Source organism: Rhodococcus triatomae (genome assembly GCF_014217785.1).
Taxonomy (GTDB): Bacteria; Actinomycetota; Actinomycetes; order Mycobacteriales; family Mycobacteriaceae; genus Rhodococcus_F; species Rhodococcus_F triatomae.
This window is the reverse complement of record NZ_CP048814.1, coordinates 1,772,397-1,791,581: the sequence shown is the minus strand read 5'-3', so window position 1 is coordinate 1,791,581 and position 19,185 is coordinate 1,772,397. Positions and strand designations below refer to the sequence as shown.

16 protein-coding genes are annotated in these 19,185 nt (G+C 67.9%); 11 read left to right on the top strand and 5 right to left on the bottom strand.

Going from position 1 to position 19,185, the window contains the following annotated elements; genetic code table 11:
- Nucleotides 1–103 precede the first annotated feature (103 nt).
- Nucleotides 104–2,035 (bottom strand): acyl-CoA dehydrogenase family protein, encoded by a 1,932-nt coding sequence (locus G4H71_RS08395; RefSeq protein WP_072737342.1) that lies wholly within the window; start codon nt 2,033–2,035, stop codon nt 104–106.
- A gap of 45 nt (nt 2,036–2,080) precedes the next feature.
- On the bottom strand, nt 2,081–3,028 hold the full coding sequence (locus tag G4H71_RS08390; RefSeq protein WP_072737341.1) for an oxygenase MpaB family protein: 948 nt from the start codon (nt 3,026–3,028) through the stop codon (nt 2,081–2,083).
- A gap of 166 nt (nt 3,029–3,194) precedes the next feature.
- Here G4H71_RS08390 and G4H71_RS08385 point away from each other — a divergent pair, with 166 nt between their 5' ends.
- The 3 genes from G4H71_RS08385 to G4H71_RS08375 all read left to right on the top strand — a co-directional run bounded on the left by G4H71_RS08385 (nt 3,195) and on the right by G4H71_RS08375 (nt 6,114).
- Complete coding sequence (locus G4H71_RS08385; protein WP_246442384.1) at nt 3,195–3,857, top strand: TetR/AcrR family transcriptional regulator; 663 nt, start codon at nt 3,195–3,197, stop codon at nt 3,855–3,857.
- Nucleotides 3,858–4,002: 145 nt separating this feature from the next.
- The gene (locus G4H71_RS08380; protein ID WP_072737540.1) at nt 4,003–4,407 is read left to right on the top strand and encodes a DUF7144 family membrane protein; all 405 of its coding nucleotides are present in this window, start codon (nt 4,003–4,005) and stop codon (nt 4,405–4,407) included.
- Nucleotides 4,408–4,428: 21 nt separating this feature from the next.
- Entirely contained in the window at nt 4,429–6,114 is a 1,686-nt protein-coding gene (locus G4H71_RS08375) for a SulP family inorganic anion transporter (RefSeq protein WP_072737340.1), read from the top strand.
- A 29-nt stretch (nt 6,115–6,143) separates the two neighbouring features.
- Here the strand turns inward: G4H71_RS08375 and G4H71_RS08370 are convergent, their stop codons facing one another.
- Nucleotides 6,144–8,162: a CocE/NonD family hydrolase gene (locus tag G4H71_RS08370; protein WP_246442387.1), complete on the bottom strand. Its 2,019-nt coding sequence runs from the start codon at nt 8,160–8,162 to the stop codon at nt 6,144–6,146.
- Nucleotides 8,163–8,444: 282 nt separating this feature from the next.
- Between G4H71_RS08370 and G4H71_RS08365 the strand changes: the two genes are divergently transcribed.
- The 4 genes from G4H71_RS08365 (at nt 8,445) to G4H71_RS08350 (ending at nt 12,813) form a co-directional block, all read left to right on the top strand.
- The gene (locus G4H71_RS08365; protein ID WP_083343052.1) at nt 8,445–9,467 is read left to right on the top strand and encodes a hypothetical protein; all 1,023 of its coding nucleotides are present in this window, start codon (nt 8,445–8,447) and stop codon (nt 9,465–9,467) included.
- A gap of 97 nt (nt 9,468–9,564) precedes the next feature.
- Nucleotides 9,565–10,830, top strand: a complete 1,266-nt coding sequence (locus tag G4H71_RS08360) for an aspartate kinase (RefSeq protein WP_072737339.1) — start codon at nt 9,565–9,567, stop codon at nt 10,828–10,830.
- Between the two features lie 4 nt (nt 10,831–10,834).
- A complete protein-coding gene (locus G4H71_RS08355) occupies nt 10,835–11,869 on the top strand; it encodes an aspartate-semialdehyde dehydrogenase (protein WP_072737338.1) in 1,035 nt (344 codons plus the stop codon).
- Nucleotides 11,870–11,895: 26 nt separating this feature from the next.
- Nucleotides 11,896–12,813 carry a hypothetical protein gene (locus tag G4H71_RS08350; RefSeq protein WP_139183241.1) on the top strand — a complete coding sequence of 306 codons (918 nt, stop codon included), beginning with the start codon at nt 11,896–11,898 and terminating at the stop codon, nt 12,811–12,813.
- Between the two features lie 92 nt (nt 12,814–12,905).
- Here G4H71_RS08350 and G4H71_RS08345 read toward each other — a convergent pair whose 3' ends face one another.
- Entirely contained in the window at nt 12,906–13,328 is a 423-nt protein-coding gene (locus tag G4H71_RS08345; RefSeq protein ID WP_074700632.1) for a DUF7144 family membrane protein, read from the bottom strand.
- A gap of 308 nt (nt 13,329–13,636) precedes the next feature.
- Here G4H71_RS08345 and G4H71_RS08340 point away from each other — a divergent pair, with 308 nt between their 5' ends.
- From G4H71_RS08340 to G4H71_RS08325, 4 genes are all read left to right on the top strand, one after another.
- On the top strand, nt 13,637–15,100 hold the full coding sequence (locus G4H71_RS08340; RefSeq protein WP_072737537.1) for a flavin-containing monooxygenase: 1,464 nt from the start codon (nt 13,637–13,639) through the stop codon (nt 15,098–15,100).
- Between the two features lie 78 nt (nt 15,101–15,178).
- Entirely contained in the window at nt 15,179–15,613 is a 435-nt protein-coding gene (locus G4H71_RS08335; RefSeq protein WP_072737536.1) for a Fur family transcriptional regulator, read from the top strand.
- 64 nt (nt 15,614–15,677) lie between these two features.
- Nucleotides 15,678–17,141, top strand: a complete 1,464-nt coding sequence (locus G4H71_RS08330; RefSeq protein WP_072737335.1) for a catalase — start codon at nt 15,678–15,680, stop codon at nt 17,139–17,141.
- Nucleotides 17,142–17,280: 139 nt separating this feature from the next.
- Nucleotides 17,281–17,754, top strand: a complete 474-nt coding sequence (locus tag G4H71_RS08325) for a Dps family protein (protein ID WP_072737334.1) — start codon at nt 17,281–17,283, stop codon at nt 17,752–17,754.
- Nucleotides 17,755–17,883: 129 nt separating this feature from the next.
- Here the strand turns inward: G4H71_RS08325 and G4H71_RS22885 are convergent, their stop codons facing one another.
- A complete protein-coding gene (locus G4H71_RS22885) occupies nt 17,884–18,705 on the bottom strand; it encodes an ABC transporter permease (protein WP_072737333.1) in 822 nt (273 codons plus the stop codon).
- Nucleotides 18,706–19,185 lie beyond the last annotated feature (480 nt).

Genomic DNA, 19,185 nt, shown 5'->3' with positions numbered 1-19,185 from the left:
TGAACGCGAGCCTAGAACCGAACGCATGGTCTGGGGGCGGGAATCGGAGGTGACCGTCGCCGCGGGTACGGGGCACGTGCGACGACCGCGTGGTGGCGGCTGATCAGGGCCGCATCGCGTACGAGCCTGCGAGTGCCCGCGCCGACCGGACGATCCGATCCGCCCGTTCCGGGTCCGGCACGGGTCGGCGCACCAGGTCGAGTGCCCGGGTCTTCTGTGAGTCCGTGGCCGCCGCGCTGCAGTGGAGCCGGGTCGCGTGCGTCGAGAAGTCGGTGACGAGCACCTCGAAGAGGTGGTCCAGGACGTCGGTACGGGCTCCTTCGATCTCGGCCTGTTCGAGGATCAACTGGGCATAGGGGACGAGGCTGAACAACTCGCCGAGACCGAACAGGAAGTCGACGTCCGACTGCTGCTCGGTGGTCGGCTCGGCGGCCACGAGCAGGGTCTGGAAGGCACGAACCTGCCCCGCGAACACCGCGACGTTCGGGATGTCGGCGAACTTGTCGAAGATCGGTCGCCAGGGCGCGAACCGGATCTTCCCGAGCCCCCTGCTCGGACCCTGCGCGAACAGGAAGGTGTCGTCGACCGCGTCGCGCCTGGTGGTAACGGCCGGCAATGCCCGGGTCGCCTCGCGCAATGCGGGGATGCGGGACGCGACCGGACTGTCGGCCACCGCGCCCCCGAGACCGCGGAGGCCGGCGGACAGGACGCGGACTGCGGTGCGAGGTGCGCGTCCGATCGGCAACGCTCGGAGAGCGGCGAGACCCACGTCGCTCGCACCGAACATGTAGTTCTGCATGAACTTCAGTGACAGCGCCATGTTGACGTGAACGGTGCCCTCGAGCCGGGGGAGTCCGGTGACACCCATGAGGGCCATGGGGAAGTACATGTCGGATTCGAAGGCCCGCGCGGCAATCGTGTCGGCGAGCAGGGTCACGACCTTCTCGCCCTCGCGGGTGACGTTCATCTTCTCGATCGCGTTGAACAGCAGGTACCTTCGATCATCCGGACCGGCCGAACGCATGTAGTCGACGGCCCGTTCGCTGTAGAGCTTCATCCCCACCAGTCGTACGTATGCCTCGGCGCTCATGCGACGGATCTGGGGAAACTCGGTCACCCGTTGTCCGAACAGGATCCGGTTGTCGGCATGGGTGAGGGCCTCGAACATCGCGTGTTCGCACGCCCCGATCGCGCCGAAGCCGAGGTTGAACTTGCCGATGTTGACAGTGTTGATCGCGGCGTGGAAGGCGTCCTTGCCTTCGTGCAGAATGTCCTCGTCGGACACCGGGTAGTCGTCGAGTTCGAAAGCGGCCACGTACATCTGGCCGTCGACCACGTTCTTTCGGAGCCGATACGCCGGATGCCTGCTGTCGGCGGCGAAGAAGAGATATCCCTCGAAGTCCTCCTCCGGCCGGTATCGCTCGATGTCGGCACTGTCGATGATCGGCTTGTCCGAGCGGCGACCGAAGACGGACACCATCGCGGCCAGATTGCCGTTGCCGATGTAGTACTTCTCGCCGGTGGCGACGAATGTTCCGTCCGCACGAGGATCGAGCACCATGTCGGTGGAGTAGACGTCTGCCCCGTGCGCCTGCTCCGACAGGCCGAAGGCGAAGATCTCGCCCGATTCGAGAAGTTCCGCGGCACGCGTGCGGGCAGCGGCGTTGCGGGACTGCCAGATCGGCCCCAGGCCCAGGATGGTGACCTGCCAGACATACCAGTACTGCATCCCGTAGAAGCCGAGGAGCTGGCTGTACATCGCGTTCCGCGACGTGTCCCAACGCTTGTCCGGATCGCCGTTCGCTTCGGATGCCGGGGTCAGGAATGTGGCGAAGATCCGCTCACGCGAGACGAACTCGAGAAACTCCGCATACCAGACCCGGTCGCGGTTCTGCTGGTTGAGCCAGGCCTTTCCGCGGCTTTCGAAGAACTCGACGGTCAGTAGGAACTTGTCCCTGGTGCAGGGATCGAATCGGGAGAAGTCCGCCGTCTTCGGGTTGAAGAGCTCGTCCGAGCGAGGAAATGTGGTGGTCACGGTCTGGCGCCGCCTTCCGGTGCGGGGAGTGTCGGGGCAGGGGAGCTACGAGGCAGCAGTGGTGGTGGCCGTGCGGGCGCGACGTGAGCCGTGACGACGCATCGCTCCCGCCGGTGTCACGGTGTGTGGAGAGGCCGGTTCCCCGGCCCTGTTGTGCCGGTCGAAGATGCGCACCGTCATCGGTGCTACCCGGCCGCCGCCGGCGACGAGCAGGCGTCCGTTCCGAGCCGCGAGGGTGCGGTGGATCGCGCGGGTGACCGGGACGATGGCCCGGTCGGTCAGTGCACTCTGGTCGAAGCCGCCGAGTTGCCGCATCCACCCCGGCAGGGTGGCAATGGTGGCGGGCGCCGTGACCCGGCTGAGCGCCATGTACGTCGGGCCGGCTCCCCGGGGCGTGCGCAACAGATAGTGCATGGCCTCGAGTGCACGTTCGGTGGTGCACAACCGGGGGCGTACGGCGGCGAAGTAGTCGCGCACCTCCGCTCGCGACGTCGGCACGTCGGAGGGTCTGCAGGTCTGCAGTTCCGCGGCGGCGACGCACTCGCGCCAGAATCGGGCCTCCGCGTCGGCGGACAGTGGCCCGGGCCCGTACATCTCGTAGCACTTGAGTACCGAGTGCCATCCGGTGACGTGGATCCAGAGCTGGGACTCGGGATTGTTCGCGCTGTAGCGCTTGCCGGTGACCGGCTCGATCCCGGTGGACTGTGCGTGGACGCTCATCAGGTGCTCGGACAGACCCACCGCGGTGCGCCCGTCGCCGACGGCGACCGCGAGGAAGTACGCCAACGTACGGTCCAGCCGTCCCGCCGGATCGGCGTAGATGCCGCGCATGTCGGCCACGGACGCCGCGAGGGCAGGGTCGAAGTGCTCCAGGACGACGGCGCGCTGAAATCCGATGAGTGCCGTCGGCGACGCCCAGACCTTCCAACTCGGCGAGCCCGGGCCGAAGAACCCGTAGTCGTCGCGGCGCAGTGTGTCGATATCGAGCTTCATCGCGTGGCTCCTTCCCCGGCCGCCGCCGGTCCGGCGGCGAATAGAACGCAACCGTAGCAATTGCTCCAGTTCAATACAACGGATGCGTAGGAATTGCGGACACGGGGCCCCTCCGAGCCTCCGCGAGCGGGTACGCTGGGCCGACAGAGCTGGAGGTGATTCCACGGTGCCCCGCGAAGCCACGCGCATCGACCGACCGAAACGCAAGTACGCGCCGCGTCTGCCCCCCGCGGAACGCCGTGCGCAACTCCTCGATGCGGCATTCGAGTTGCTCCGGGACTCCGAGCTGCACGAGTTGAGCATGGAAGCCGTCGCGCAGCGCGCCGGAGTGGGCAAACCCGTTCTGTACACCGTCTTCGGTAGCCGGGCGGAACTGGTCGCCGCGCTGCTCGATCGCGAGCGTGAGCGCGGTATCGAGCAGGTCCGCGCCACCATGCCCACGGACCTGAGCGCGATCGGACCGGCTGCGAGTTACACGGCCACCGTCTCCGCGTTCGTCAAGGTGGTCCTCGACAACCCCACCCGGTGGCGCCTGATCCTCATGGTCCCGGACAGTGCGCCCGGCGAGTATCGGGAAGGGCTGCGAACGTCGCGGGGTGCGATTCTCGCGCAGGCCGAGGCACTCGCGCGGATGGGGGCGTTGCTCGAGCCGAGGCTCGCCGGGCTCGATCCCGTCCTCGTCGCCCACACGATGCTCACGTTCGCCGAGATGCTGGGCCGGCTGGCCGTCGGAGACCCGGAATCGTTCACCGACGAACGGCTGTCCGGGTACGCGAACGCGGCGATGGCGCTGGTCGCGGGTATTCCCGCCGACGCCCCCACGCCCTGACCTTCCGCCCGGTCCGGCGTACTCACCTGTACGTGGAGCGCACGGGCCGTATCTCACCCGCGATCTCACCCGCGACGGATGACGACACGGCGCCCGGACGGCCGGAGGATCTGGGGACCAGTCGTCTCCGGAAAGGGTGCGCAACATGTCGAACGCTTCTCAGGGCGGCACCGTCAAACAGGGGTTCGCCGCAGGCGCCTCCATCGGTGCCGCCATCCTACTGCTCGTCGTCGGCGTCCTCTCGTTCTTCCAGGGCATCGCCGCCGTGGCGAAGGACGACGTCTTCGTCGTCGGGATCGAGTACGTCTACAAGCTGAACGTGACCACCTGGGGCTGGATTCACATCGTGCTCGGTGTCGTCCTCGTGGTCAGCGCGATCGGCCTCGCGATCGGGGCGACGTGGGCCCGTGTGGTGGCGATCGTTCTCGCCTCGCTGTCGATCATCGCGAACTTCCTGTGGCTGCCCTACTACCCGCTGTGGGCGATCCTGATCATCGCGCTCGACATCGTCGTGATCTGGGCGGTCACGACGTGGGACACCGATAGGTAACACCACTTCGGGAGCGGGGAAATGACGAGAGTGCCGGTCTTCACGTCGCTGCACGGGTATCGGCCCGGATGGATCAGGCCGGACATCGTCGCGGGCCTGACGGTGTGGGCTGTGCTGGTGCCGGAGGCGCTGGCGTACGCGACCATCGCCGGCGTACCGCCGGTGGTGGGACTGTACGCGGCGGTGCCCGCGTTGATTCTGTATGCGGCGGCGGGCAGTTCGCGGCACCTGGTCGTCGGCCCCATGTCCGCGACCGCGGCGCTGTCCGCTGCCATCATCGCGCCGCTCGCCGGTGCGGACGGCGGTCGATACGTGGCGTTGTCCGCGGTGCTGGCGATCGCCACCGGCATCGCCGGGCTCCTCGCGGGTCTTCTCCGGCTCGGGTTCATCGCCTCGTTCATCTCGGAGCCGGTACTCAAGGGATTCATCGTCGGACTGGCTCTGACGATCATCATCGGCCAGGTGCCCAAGCTCTTCGGGATCGACAAGTCCGAGGGCAACTTCTTCGAGCAGTCGTGGGGTGTGCTCACCGGGTTGGGCGGCACGGACTGGCGCACACTGGCCGTGGGTGCCTCCGGCCTCGCCCTCGTACTGGGAGTGAAACGATGGTTGCCCCTGGTACCCGGTTCGCTGCTGGCCGTTCTCCTCGGTATCGGCGCGGTCACCGCCTTCGGCCTGGACGACGAGGGCGTCGAGATCGTGGGCCACATCGAGTCGGGGCTGCCGTCGGTCGGCCTGCCGAGCGGTATCACCTTCGGCGACTACGTCGACCTCCTCGGCCCGGCGGTCGGGGTACTCCTCATCGGGTTCGCCGAGGGATTGGGCGCGGCGAAGACCTACGCGGCCAAGGAGGGGTACGAGATCTCGCCGAACCGGGAACTCACCGGCCTCGGTGCCGCCAATCTCGGTTCCGGGCTGTGCTCGGGGATGGTCGTCAACGGAAGCCTGTCGAAGACGGCCGTCAACGGTGGGGCGGGGGCGAAGACGCAGCTCAGCGGGTTGGTCGTTGCCGCTCTCACGGTACTGACCCTCCTGTTCCTCACCGGCCTGTTCGAGAAGCTCCCCGAGGCCACGTTGGCGGCGGTGGTCATCGCGGCGGTGATCGAACTCGTGGACTTCGCGTCGCTGCGCCGGCTGTACGCCGTGTGGACGTCACGCCTCGGCAGCATCTACGGGCACGCGGCGAGAGCGGACTTCGCCGGCGCGATCGCCGCCATGATCGGGGTCCTGCTGTTCGACACGTTGCCGGGTCTGGTGATCGGGATCGGAGTGTCGATGCTGTTGCTCCTCTACCGCGCCTCCCGCCCGAACGTGACGGCGCTGGTCCGCAGCGGCGAGCGGTGGGTCGACGCACAGCACAGCCCGGAGACCGCGGCGGATCCTCGGGTGCTCGTCGTCCGGGTCGAGGCCGGCCTGTTCTTCGCGAATGCCGACCATGTGAAGTCGCGGATCGAGGACATGGTCGATACCCACACGCAGGTGGTCGTCCTCGACGCCGAGACCTCCCCGTTCGTCGACGTCACCGCCGCGGCGATGCTCGAGCAGTTACGGAAATCGCTGAAGAGCGGCGGGACTGAGTTCCGTATCGCCCGGGACGTGGGGCAGTTCCGCGACATACTTCTTCGTTCCACGACCAGTGATACGCCTGCGATCTTCCCGACCGTGCGTGAGGCGCTCGCAGATATCGACGGCGACGCGTCGCCGTGACCTGCGGCGCGCTCGCGTCGTGGCGGCGGTCACCACCCGTCCGGGTTCCCCACCACCGGAATGTTGACGAAGCTCGGAGCGTTGGGGGCGAGTTCGAGATGTTGTGGCCGCAGCTCCGATTCGTTGAGCAGTGGGCGCAACATCAGGCCCTTCGGCAGGTTCGAGGCGAAGATGTCGACCCGCAGTCGGTGGCCGGGCTGCAGTACCGCGGCCGTCGGGGTGAGCGCGAGGTCGAGGGTCGTCGGTTGCCCCGGCACCACGGGCTGTCGGGACGACAGGGTGAGGGTGTGGAAGGGCGCGGACAGATCGCCGTTCGGCGAACGCTCACTGCGGGATTCGTCGAGCGTCCGCAACGACGACGTCAGCTGTCCCGAGGTGATCACCCGGGAGGTTCCGTCCGGCGCGACGTCGTTGACGGTGGCCGTCCAGTAGCCGTCGGTGGTGTCGTGGACCGTGTTCAGCCGCACGGCGACCGGGCCGGAGATGTGGGTCGGCTCCGCGACCGGTGCGCTGGTGAAGGTCAGTCCGCCGAGCTCGGCGATACGCGAGTCCTTGCCGCACGCATCCAGGATCGCCGTGACACCGATCGTCTGCTGCCCGGAATCACGCGAGCACAGGGTGCTCAGGCCCGGGGCCACGGTCAGGCGCGCCGTCTCACCCGGGGCGGTCGAGGTGAGGGAGCCGTCGTGCACGGACTGTGCCGTGCCGCTGATCGCGGGCGAGAAGTACATGCGACGGTACGTCGCATCGGCCCGGGGGAACTCGCTCTCGGTCACCCAGCCCCCGCCGTGCTCGAACAGGGTGACCGGCCCGAACTCGTCGATGCCGTTGTCGATTCCCTTGAGCCACTTGTCGAACCACGCGTGCTGCAGGGTGTCGAGGCGCGGTGGGGCTCCTGGTTGTCCGAGACCGGAACCGATCGTGGCGTGGTACCACTCGCCCATCAGTAGCTGCTTCTGGCCCGGGGGTAGCGGAATCGCGTCGTAGATGCGCGGCTCGGAGTTGGCGAACAGGTCGTGCCACCCTCCGATCACGAATGTCGGCGTGGTGATGTTCTCCGGCGCCGCGTCGAGATCGCGGCGCAGCGAGCTGTCTTCCTCGAGCATCGCGGCCAACTCCGGCGGCACCGCGTCCACCGTCGGCGTGGTGAGCGCGGCCCACAGCAGATCGAAGAACACGAGCGGGTTCTCGACGCGGCTCGCGAGCCAGTCCCAGTCGAACGTCCCGTTCGCGACGGACTGGAGGTCGGGAATCAGCTTGAGGCCGTTGACGCCGGCCAGCCACAGCGGCAGGAACCCGATTCCCACGGCGCCGCCCGGCGCGACGACGTCACGCAGGATGTCCCCGCCCGGCACGATCGGGAAGATCGCCTTCAACGCCTCCGGTTGCTTCGAGGCGGCCTGGACCTGGTTGATTCCCGAATAGGACATGCCGTTCATGCCGAGCGTGCCGTCGGACCACGGCTGGCTCGCCGCCCAGTCGAGGACCTCGAGGGTGTCCTGCTGTTCGCGCTCCTGGAACACCTGCCAGGTGCCCTGCGAGAATCCGGTGCCGCGTACGTCGACGACGAGCTGGGTGTATCCGCTGCGAATCAGGTTGCGGTCCACGGCGAATCCGCGCAGTGCGCCACCGTCGAGGGTGTTGATCAGATCGCTGAATCCGGAGATCCCGGTGCCGGTGAGATCGAAGCGGCCGGCGAGATCGGCGATCGCGTCGGCGAGTACCGGTACCGACTGTGCCGAGTCCACCGTCATCGACACCAGCTTCGTGTACGGGGTGAGATTGACCAGGGTCGGCAGCGGCTCCGTCACGACGTTGCCGTGCTCGTCGATCGGCCGGTACACGTTCGCTTTCAGCACCGTGCCGTCGCTCATCGTGATCGGCACATCCCAGTCGATGTGCACGTCGGGATAGACCGGTGGCGACACCGCGGGCGGTGCCCATCCGGTCGCGGGTGCGGCTGCGGAGAACTGCACTCCCGTCGTCGCCGCGACGAGCACGAGCACGGACACCACCAGTCCCGACCAGATGCGACGCGACACTGCCACCAGACCCCCACGGTTCGGTGATGGGCAGGGCTGCCCATCGGTTGGACCACGATGCGAGTCGTGGTTCACTTCAGCAGCGGACTGTAACCGGCTGCACAGCGATGGGCAATAGTGCTGTGAAGCACCACAATCTGCGGTGAAACGTCACAACGGGCGCACCCGAGGCAGCCGCCTGCCGCGGACGGTCCTGCCGGGGCACTGCTCGGACCAGGGGTAGCGGTTGATACCGTGCGCACGCCGAGGGCACAGGTCCGGGACCGGGGGAGTCGAGTGGGGGCGGGGATGGACGAGCGGACGCCGACGTGGGGTCGGAAGTGGGGACGGAAACTGGTCACGTTCGCGGTGGCGGGGCTGGCGGTGTCCGGCTGTGGGGCCGTCGTCCCGGGCACGCCTGCCGAGGCAGGCGGGGCGCCGGTCGAGACAGGGCGTGCCGAGGTGGAACGGATCCTGCGCACCACCGATCCCTGCGGCCTGCTCCCGGAGACGGCGCTCGCCGAGGCCGGGGCGATCGCCCAGTACGGATCCGCGGTCCAGCTGTCGGTGTGCGCTGCACTCGTCTCCCGGCCGGACGGCGAGCTGACCCGCGTCGAACTGGCTCTCCAGCCCACCCTGCTCGGGGTGTCCTCCTACGCCGGACGCACCGAGGTGGACGGTGTGGAGGTGTTCCGAGGTGACGGCCCCGATCTTTCCGGCGGCAGATGTCAGCGCGTGTTCCGGCTCGACCTCGGCGAGGCGGATCGCCCGGGTACGGACCCGCAGTACGCGACCGTCCGTGTCGCCGGCCTGGCCGGGGAGGACGTCTGCGACCTCGCGGACGAGATCCTCGCGGGTGCGCTGCGGGAAATGAGGCCCGGGCTGCCGAAGCGGGATATCTACGAGGATCCCGGCGCGCAGCACCCCTGCGCCGTCGTGGACGTGGTGGACGGACTCCGCGTCCTCGACGTAGGGGACGGCCTTCCGACGCCCTTCGAATGCCGGATCGCCGTCGACGGAACCGTCGGCGACCGCGCCGCGTCCGGCGTCGCCGAGGAAGTGACCGTCGCGCTGGGGCTGCGCGCTGCCCCGGCGAACGGCCCGAAATCCGGGAACCCCGAGCCGGGGGCCGAGCCGGAGCCGATCCGGGTGGGAGATCGGTGCCAGTGGTCCCGGCCCACCGGCCCAGAGATCGACATCACTGTCGACCCGGACGCGGTCGACACCTTCACCCGCGATCTCGGCCGCGCGAACGTGGTCGTGACTGTTCACGGCGGAGATTGCGATGCCGTGCGGGCCGTCGCCGCGGTCGCGAACTTCGTCTACGTCTGACGGCCCGGGCACCCGTCGCATAGGGCGAACTGGACGTCGTCGGTAAGCTCGACAGCTGGACATGCACCAACACCTGTCGAGCTGGAGGTAGAAACGCGTGGCTCTCGTCGTCCAGAAGTACGGCGGATCCTCGGTCGCGACGGCCGAGAGAATCCGACGAGTCGCTGAAAGGATTGTCGAGACCAAAAAGGCCGGCAACGACGTCGTCGTCGTGGTGTCCGCAATGGGCGACACCACCGACGAACTGCTCGACCTCGCGCAGCAGGTGGCCCCGGCGCCGCCGGCCCGCGAGATGGACATGCTGCTCACCTCCGGTGAGCGGATCTCGAACTCGCTCGTCGCGATGGCGATTCACTCCCTCGGTGCCGAGGCGCGTTCGTTCACCGGTTCGCAGGCAGGTGTCATCACCACCAGCAGCCACGGCAACGCCAAGATCATCGACGTCACCCCCGGCCGCGTGCAGCAGGCGCTCGACGAGGGATCGATCGTGCTGGTCGCCGGCTTCCAGGGCGTCAGCCAGGACAGCAAGGACGTCACCACCCTCGGTCGCGGCGGGTCGGACACCACCGCTGTCGCGCTCGCCGCGGCACTGAACGCCGACGTCTGCGAGATCTACACCGACGTCGACGGCGTGTTCACCGCCGACCCGCGCATCGTCAAGGACGCCCAGCGCCTCGAGAAGGTCTCCTTCGAGGAGATGCTCGAGCTCGCGGCGTGCGGTGCCAAGGTGCTCATGCTGCGTTGCGTCGAATACGCCCGCCGCTACAACGTGCCCGTGCACGTTCGCTCGTCGTACACCACCAAGCCCGGAACAATCGTGTCCGGATCGATGGAGGACATCCCCGTGGAAGAGGCATTGATCACCGGAGTCGCGCACGATCGCGGCGAAGCCAAGATCACCGTCGTCGGCCTGCCCGACACCCCCGGCTACGCCGCGAAGATCTTCCGCGCCGTCGCCGACGCGGAGATCAACATCGACATGGTGCTGCAGAACATCTCCAAGGTCGAGACCGGCAAGACCGACATCACCTTCACGCTGCCGACGTCCGACGGTCCGCGCGCGGTGGAGATGCTCACCAAGCTGCAGGGTGAGATCGGCTTCAGCCAGGTCCTCTACGACGACCTCATCGGCAAGCTCTCGCTCGTCGGCGCGGGCATGCGTAGCCACCCGGGCGTCACCGCCCTCTTCTGTGAGGCACTCGCGGACGCCGGCATCAACATCGACCTGATCTCCACGTCGGAGATCCGCATCTCGGTGCTCGTCAACGACACCGAACTCGACGACGCGGTGCGTGCGATCCACGCCGCGTTCGGACTCGGTGGCGACGAGGAAGCCGTAGTCCACGCCGGAACAGGACGGTAGAGCGATGACCACCATTGCAGTCGTAGGTGCCACCGGTCAGGTCGGCATCGTCATGCGCACCCTGCTCGAGGAGCGGAACTTTCCCGCGGACCGGGTGCGGTTCTTCGCCTCCGCCCGCTCGGCGGGTAAGAAGCTGCCGTTCCGTGGCGAGGAGATCGTCGTGGAGGACGCTGCGGCGGTGTCCGACGAGGAGCTGAAGGGCATCGACATCGCCCTGTTCTCCGCCGGGGCCACGCTCTCGCGGGAGCAGGCACCGCGGTTCGCCGCCGCGGGGGCGATCGTCGTCGACAACTCGTCGGCGTTCCGCAAGGACCCCGAGGTGCCCCTCGTGGTCAGCGAGGTCAACCCCGAGCAGACGAAGAACCCGCCGAAGGGCATCATCGCCAACCCGAACTGCACCACGATGGCCGCGATGCCGGTGCTCAAGGCCCTGCACGACGAGGCCGGGCTGCAGCGCCTGATCGTGTCGAGCTACCAGGCCGTGTCCGGGTCCGGCATCGCCGGCGTCGAGGAACTGCTCGGGCAGGCCCGCGCCGTCATCGACGACGCGGAGAAGCTGGTGCACGACGGCGGGGCCGTCGACTTCCCGGAGCCGGACAAGTACGTCGCGCCCATCGCGTTCAACGTGCTGCCCCTGGCGGGCTCGCTCGTCGACGACGGCAGCGAGGAGACGGACGAGGATCAGAAGCTGCGCAACGAGTCGCGCAAGATCCTCGGTCTGCCGGACCTGCTGGTGTCCGGTACGTGCGTTCGGGTTCCGGTCGTCACCGGGCATTCGTTGTCGATCAACGCGGAGTTCGCGAACCCGATCTCGGTGGAGCGGGCGAAGGAACTCCTGCGCGACGCTCCCGGCGTGCAACTCGTCGACGTGCCCACGCCGCTGCAGGCCGCGGGCAGCGATCCGTCGCTGGTCGGCCGCATCCGTCAGGATCCGGGAGTGCCCGAGGGGCGCGGTCTGGCGCTGTTCGTGTCCGGTGACAACCTGCGCAAGGGCGCTGCGCTCAACACCATCCAGATTGCCGAGTTGCTCGTCGGCTGACAGCCCGCGTCGGTAGGCTCCCCGGTGTGGGCACAACATTGCGCCGGGCGGTCTCTGGGGTGCTCACGGTGCTCGTGGCCGTCCTCGTTCCGGCCGCGATCGTCGCCGAGTACGTGCGCGGGGTGGTGCTGGACACCGACCGGTACGTACGGACCGTGTCCGAGCTCGCCGAGGATCCGGCGATCCAGGACGCGGTCACCGATCGGGTGACGGCGCGGATCGTCGCGGCGGATCAGGCCAGGGTGCCCGAGCCCGTCGTTCGCGAGGTGGTCGGAACGCTCGTGGGCAGCGATCGTTTCGGGGACCTGTGGTGGCGTGCCAATCGCGTCGCGCACGAGTCGTTGTTCGCCCTGCTGACCGGCGACACCACCGTGGTACGGATCGACCCGGAGGGTGCGGTCACCGTGCCGCTCGACGACGTCGTCGACGAGGCTCGGGAGGCGCTCGCCGAACGGGGATTCGTCGCCGTGCCGCTCCCGGACGGGGACGCCACGGTCGTGCTCTTCCGCGCTCTCGAACTGGCACAGGCACAGGATGCGGTCCGGCTGCTCGACGCGGCTGCGCCGTTCCTCGCCGGGGTCGCGGCGGTCGTGGTCCTCGGGGCGGTTCTGTTCGCGCCGCGCGGCTCGCGGCGCAGGGCCGTCGGCCTGGTCGGATTCGCGGTGGCAGCGGGGACGGCGACGGTGATCGCGGTCGGTGCGCTCGCCCGTGCGGTGTACCTTCACGACCTGTCGGAGGACGTCGTGCGCCCCGAGGTCGCGACCGCCGCCGTGGACGTTCTCACCGGCCCGCTCGTCTTCGACATGTGGCTCGCATTCTCGGTGGGCGTGCTCGTGGTGCTCGGGTCCTGGCTGATCGGCCTGATCCGTCGCCCACGCGGCGACACCCCCGCCCCGCCGGATCCCTCCCCGCCGAGTGATCCGCCCGCTACCGCTACGCAGTGAGCCCCCGCCCCAGGGTGAAGGGACCCTTTGCCCGATCTGACGAGGCGAAGGCCACCTTCACCCACCGGGGGGGAGGGAGGGGGAGGGAGGGGTCAGGGGGTATGCGGGGCGGGTGGGGTAGGCGCTGCGTGCCTGCGGTGTTCGGGCCAGCCGGCGGTGAGGCCCCAGATGACCCCGATGTTCAGGGCGATCAGCAGCAGCGACAGCCACGGCTGGGTGCCGATCCAGGTGAGCTGGCCGACCGCGTTCACGAACGCCACCACGACGCCGAACACCCGCGCCCACGTCGCTCCGGCGAGAAGGGCGCCGCCGGCAACGGCGAGGAGGACCCCCCAGATCAGCAGGACCCAGCCCCACCGGTCGTAGTCGAGTACCACGAGCGTGTGCTCGCCGGCGAACAGCCGTTCCGGGGCGGCGAGGGCGACGATTCCCTGGATCGCCGTGAACGTGCCGTTCATGAGCAGCAGCAGCGCGGCGAACACGCCCCAGCCCCCGGGAGTCTTGTCTTCCACCACGGATCAGCCTTTCGGTGCGGGCCTTCGGAACGGGAGTTCCCGGCCGTGCGGATTACAGGAACAGGGCGATGACGACCGGTGCGGTGGTCAGGATCAGCGCCACCAGGGCGACGATCGCGACGACCTTGACGGCGCCGTTCTCGGTTTCGGAGTTCACGTCGCCGACGCTAGGGGTGGGCGGCCGGAACTGCGTCACCCGTGGCGGGTGAATCGGTCCGCGACGTACGGTGCATGCACCCGTGAACATCGGGTGCTCGGATACGTGAGTGGTGGATGGGGCAGCGGTGAATGGGACTGGGAGGATGACGGTGGAGCTTCCGGGGCACGTACACACCCTGGTCGTCGGGGCGGGGTTCGCGGGCATCGGCTTGGCCGCGCGGATGCTGCACACCTGGCCGGACGCCGACGTCCTCGTGATCGAGCGGGCGCCGTCGGTCGGCGGCACCTGGCGGGACAACACCTACCCGGGATGCGCCTGCGACGTTCCGACCTCGCTGTACTCTTTCTCGTTCGCCCCCGGTGCGGGCTGGAGCCACACCTTTGCCCGTCAGCCCGAGATCCTCGCGTACCTGGAGGGCGTCGCCGCCGACACCGGGGTGCTCGAGCGGGTGATCGTCGACTGCGCACTCGAGGACGCGCAGTGGGACGGTCGTGTGTGGCAGGTGCGGACCGGTCGCGGCGCACTGACCGCCGACGTCGTCGTGGCGGCGACGGGCGCACTGTCCGCGCCCAGCGTTCCCGACCTCCCGGGACTGGAGTCCTTCTCCGGGACCACCTTCCATTCCGCGTCCTGGAACCACGGGCACGACCTGACCGGTGAGCGGGTGGCCGTCGTGGGCACCGGTGCCTCGGCCGTGCAGTTCGTTCCGGAGATCGCCGACCGTGCCGCATATCTGACGGTGTTCCAGCGGACCCCGGCTTGGGTGATCCCGCGTCTCGATCGCGAGTTCTCTTCCGCGGAGAAGCGGCTGTACCGGCGGTTCCCCTTCGTGCAAAAGGCGTTTCGCGGCTCGGTGTACGGCTTCCGGGAGCTGCTCGGTGGCGTACTCGCGCACGCGACGTGGTTGCTGCCGGTCTTCACGGCGATTGCGAAACTTCATCTGCGCCGGCAGGTGCGGGACCGTGGGCTGCGGCGCCGGCTCACGCCCGACTACACGATCGGGTGCAAGCGGATCCTGCTGTCCAACGACTGGTTGCGCACGCTCGATCGTGGGGACGTCGAGGTGGTGGCCTCCCGGGCCGCCGCGGTGACGCCGGACGGAATCGTCGACGGCGAGGGCATCGAGCACCCGGTCGACACGATCGTGTTCGCCACGGGCTTCACCCCGACCGAGCCGCCGGTGGCGCATCTTCTCCGTGCGGCGGACGGAACGTCGCTGGCTCGCTCGTGGGCCGGGAGCCCCACCGCGTACAAGGGTACGACGGTGTCGGGGTTTCCGAATCTCTTTCTCCTGTACGGACCGAACACGAACCTCGGCCACAGTTCGATCGTCTACATGCTCGAATCGCAGATCGCCTACGTGCTCGACGCGCTGCACGGGATGCGACGGGAAGGGTGGACGGCGTTCGAGGTCGATGCGGACGTGCAGCAGACGTACAACGCGGCAGTGCAGGACGACCTCCGCTCCACCGTGTGGAATGCGGGTGGCTGCCGTAGCTGGTATCTCGATGCCCGCGGGCGCAATTCCGTCCAGTGGCCGACGTTCACGTTCGAGTTCCGTCGCCGACTGCGCAGGTTCGATTCCGAGAACTACACCGTCTCGTCCCGCTGACCAGGTGCTTCCCTCGATTCGAACAATCGATTTCTTCGTTTTCTTGACTGGATCCAAATAACTGGCATACTGATGGTCATGCGATACGAGGACACCGACCCCAGGGCGCAACTGCGTGCTGCGGGCCTGCGTGTCACAGCCCCTCGTATCGCTGTATTGGAAACTGTTGCAGACCATCCCCATTCGGATGCCCATCAGGTCGCGTCGCGAGTACGTGACCGGATCGGATCGGTGTCCACCCAGGCGGTCTACGACGTGCTCGAGGCGTGCACCGGCGCAGGACTGCTCCGGCGGATCGAACCCGCGGGTTCACCGGCGCGTTTCGAGACCCGTACCGGCGACAATCACCATCACCTGGTGTGTCGTACGTGCGGGCTCGTCGTGGACGTCGACTGCACCGTGGGGGAGGCGCCGTGCCTGGCGCCGTCCGACTCCCACGGGTTCACCGTCGACGAGGCCGAAGTCGTGTTCTGGGGACTCTGCGCGCAATGTCGGGACAACACCCCGGGCTGACGCGCACACCGCGCACACCGGAACCACAGACCACCGGAAGCATCAGGGCCGAGGAGGCTGACAGATGTCCGAAACACGTCCTTTCACCACCAACAACTTCGGGATCCCGGTCGCGAGCGACGACGAATCGCTCACGGCGGGAACGCAGGGACCCATTCTCCTGCACGATCACTATCTGATCGAGAAGCTGGCGCAGTTCAACCGCGAACGGGTACCCGAGCGCGTCGTCCACGCGAAGGGCGGCGGTGCGTTCGGTGAGCTCGTCGTCACCGGTGACGTCAGCGCGTACACCACGGCCAAGCTGTTCCAGCCCGGTGCGCGTACCGAGTCGCTGGTGCGCTTCTCCACCGTGGCCGGTGAGCAGGGCAGCCCCGACACCTGGCGTGACCCACGGGGATTCGCGGTGAAGTTCTACACCGAGGACGGCAACTACGACCTCGTCGGCAACAACACCCCGGTGTTCTTCATCAAGGACCCGATCAAGTTCCCGGACTTCATCCGTTCGCAGAAGCGGCTGCCCGGGTCGGGCCTGCGGGATCACGACATGCAGTGGGATTTCTGGACACTCCGTCCGGAGTCCGCGCATCAGGTGACATGGCTGATGGGTGATCGCGGCATCCCGAAGTCCTGGCGGCACATGGACGGTTTCGGTTCGCACACCTACCAGTGGGTGAACGCCGCGGGCGAGCGGTTCTGGGTCAAGTACCACTTCAAGACGAACCAGGGCATCGAGTTCCTCACCCAGGACGAGGCCGATCGCCTGGCCGGAAGCGACCCGGACTACCACCGGGCAGATCTCTACGGGGCCATCGAGCAGGGCGAGTTCCCGAGCTGGACGCTGAAGGTCCAGGTCATGCCCGTCGCCGAGGCGGAGGGATACCGGTTCAACCCGTTCGACCTCACCAAGGTCTGGTCGCAGAAGGACTACCCGCTGATCGAGGTCGGCACCTGGACGCTGAATCGCAACCCGGACAACTTCTTCGCGCAGATCGAGCAGGCCTCGTTCGAGCCGTCCAACGTCGTGCCCGGCATCGGTTTCTCTCCGGACAAGATGCTGCTCGGCCGCGTGTTCTCCTACGCGGACGCGCACCGGTACCGGATCGGCACCAACTACGCCGATCTGCCCGTCAACGCGCCGAAGAACATCGTGAACTCCTATTCCAAGGAGGGCGCGATGCGCTACAGCTTCAACTCGCCCGACACTCCGGTCTACGCGCCGAACTCCTTCGGCGGGGCGCACGCCGACCCGGCGGTGGCCGGTGACGAGGGCCTGTGGAACTTCGACGGTGAGGCGGTTCGCGCCGGGTACATCGAGCATGCCGAGGACGGTGACTTCACCCAGGCCGGGACCCTCGTGCGCGAGGTTCTCGACGACGCCGCCCGCGAGCGGCTGGTGAACAACGTCGTCGGTCATCTGCTCGGCGGGGTCAGCGAGCCGATCCTGCTCCGCGCCTTCGACTACTGGAAGAACGTCGACGCCGATCTGGGCAAGAAGATCGAGGACGGCGTCCGCACAGCTCAGGGCTGATTCTCCGAACCCGGTTCGCCGGGCGCCCGGCCTCCCGGCGCGATGACGAACGCCACGTTCGTATCCACCCGGAGACGGCACGTGGGCGCATAAGCTCGGAAGTGATCGACCCCTCCGCAAGAGGAAAGAGGAAACAGACATGACCAACCCGATCACCAGCACGCTCGACGCCGGCCAGCAGAAGATCGCAGGCGACGCGCTGCAGGGGACCGTCGTCGATCTCATCGACCTGAGCCTGATCGCCAAGCAGGCGCACTGGAACGTGCTCGGCCGCAACTTCCGGTCCGTTCACCTCGCGCTCGACGAACTCGTCACCGCGGCACGCGAATTCACCGATTCCGCGGCGGAGCGCGCGACCGCCATCGGCGTCAGCCCGGACGGGCGTGCCTCGACCGTCGCGAAGGACTCCGGCACCAAGGGCTTCGGTGAGGGGTGGACCAAGGATTCCGAGGTCATCGCCTCCATCGTCGGTAACCTCGCCGCCGTCATCGAGCGTCTGCGCGAGCGGATCGGTACCACCGAGGACGCCGATCCGGTCACCCAGGATCTGCTCATCGCGATCACCGCGCGGCTCGAGCAGCTGCACTGGATGTGGCAGGCGCAGATTTCCTGACCACGCGTTTTCCCGCCGCACGACAGCCGAGGGCCCCGCTTCCAGCTGGAAGCGGGGCCCTCGGCCTGTGCGGTGCGTCAAATCGTGCGCCCGACGCGGTGCGTCAAATCGTGCGCCCGACGCGGTGCGTCAAATCGTGCGCTTGACGGTACGGATGCCCACCCACAGGCCCACGGCGCAGGTCACGAGTGCGGCGACGACGCCCCAGGCGACCGTCGAGTCCCACATCGTCCCCGCGAACAGCGTGCGTTCGGCGTTCACGATGTAGGTGAGGGGGTTGACCTTGGACAGCACCCGCATCCACTCGGGGCCGGCCTCGAGCGGCAGCATCATTCCGCCGAGCAGCAGCAACGGGAAGATGACCGATTGCTGCACGCCCCAGAACACCCACTCCCGGTTCTTCGCCGCAAGTCCGAGCGCGTAGGACAGCGAACCGAGGCCGATGCCGAAGATGCCGAGGATCAGCAGCCCGAACAGGACGTGCGCGGGGTAGAAAGCGAGGCCGAAGGGAATCGCGACGAGGGTGATGAGCAGTGCCTGGGCCACGAGCGGAGCGAACTCCTTCAGCGCCCGCCCGACGAGGATCGACGAGCGGTACAGCGGAGTCGCGAGAATCCGCTCGTACGCGCCGGTCATCAGTTCGTACAACAGGTTTCCGCCGACCATGCCGGTGCCGAAGATCGCGATCATCACGAGCACGCCGGGCAGGAACCACTGCAGCGCCGATTCGCCCTCGATGGTCGAGTCCCCGAGCATGCCGTCGAGCAGTGGTCCGAACAGCCCGAGGAACACGAGCGGTTGCAGCAGCGAGAAGATGAGCGTGAACGGGTCCCGCAGCACCACGAGGATCTCGCGGGTGAACACCGCGCCCGTGTCGTGGGTCCACTTGGCCAGGGGTGAGCGTTCGTCGACGGCCGGGGCCGCGGTGGGGGTTTCGGTGGTGGTGGTCATGCTGCCTCCTCGCGCAGGCTCCGGCCGGTGAGATTGAGGAACACGTCGTCGAGGGACGCCGCTCGGACGTCGGCGGAGCGCACGCCCACACCCGCGTCGCCGAGCGAGCGCAGTACCGGGGGGAACGAGTTCGGGGCCGTGCGTGGTGGCCAGGACGAGCCGCGCGGAGCCGTCGGGTTCGACGAGTTCGTCCACTCTGCTGATGTGGCCGGGAAGTACCGACCGGGCTCGGGACAGGAGCTCTCCGGTCCCCTCGGACGCCGGTTCGAGAGCGAGGGTGACGACGTCGTCGGCGTACTCGCGTTTGAGTGCCTCCGGGGTGGCATCGGCGATCACCGAGCCGTGGTCGATGAGGACGATGCGTTCTGCCATGGAATCGGCCTCGTCGAGATAGTGGGTGGTGAGCAGCATCGTCATGTCGTTCTCCCGGCGCAGCCGCATCACGTGCTCCCACAGGTTCGCGCGGGCGTGCGGGTCGAG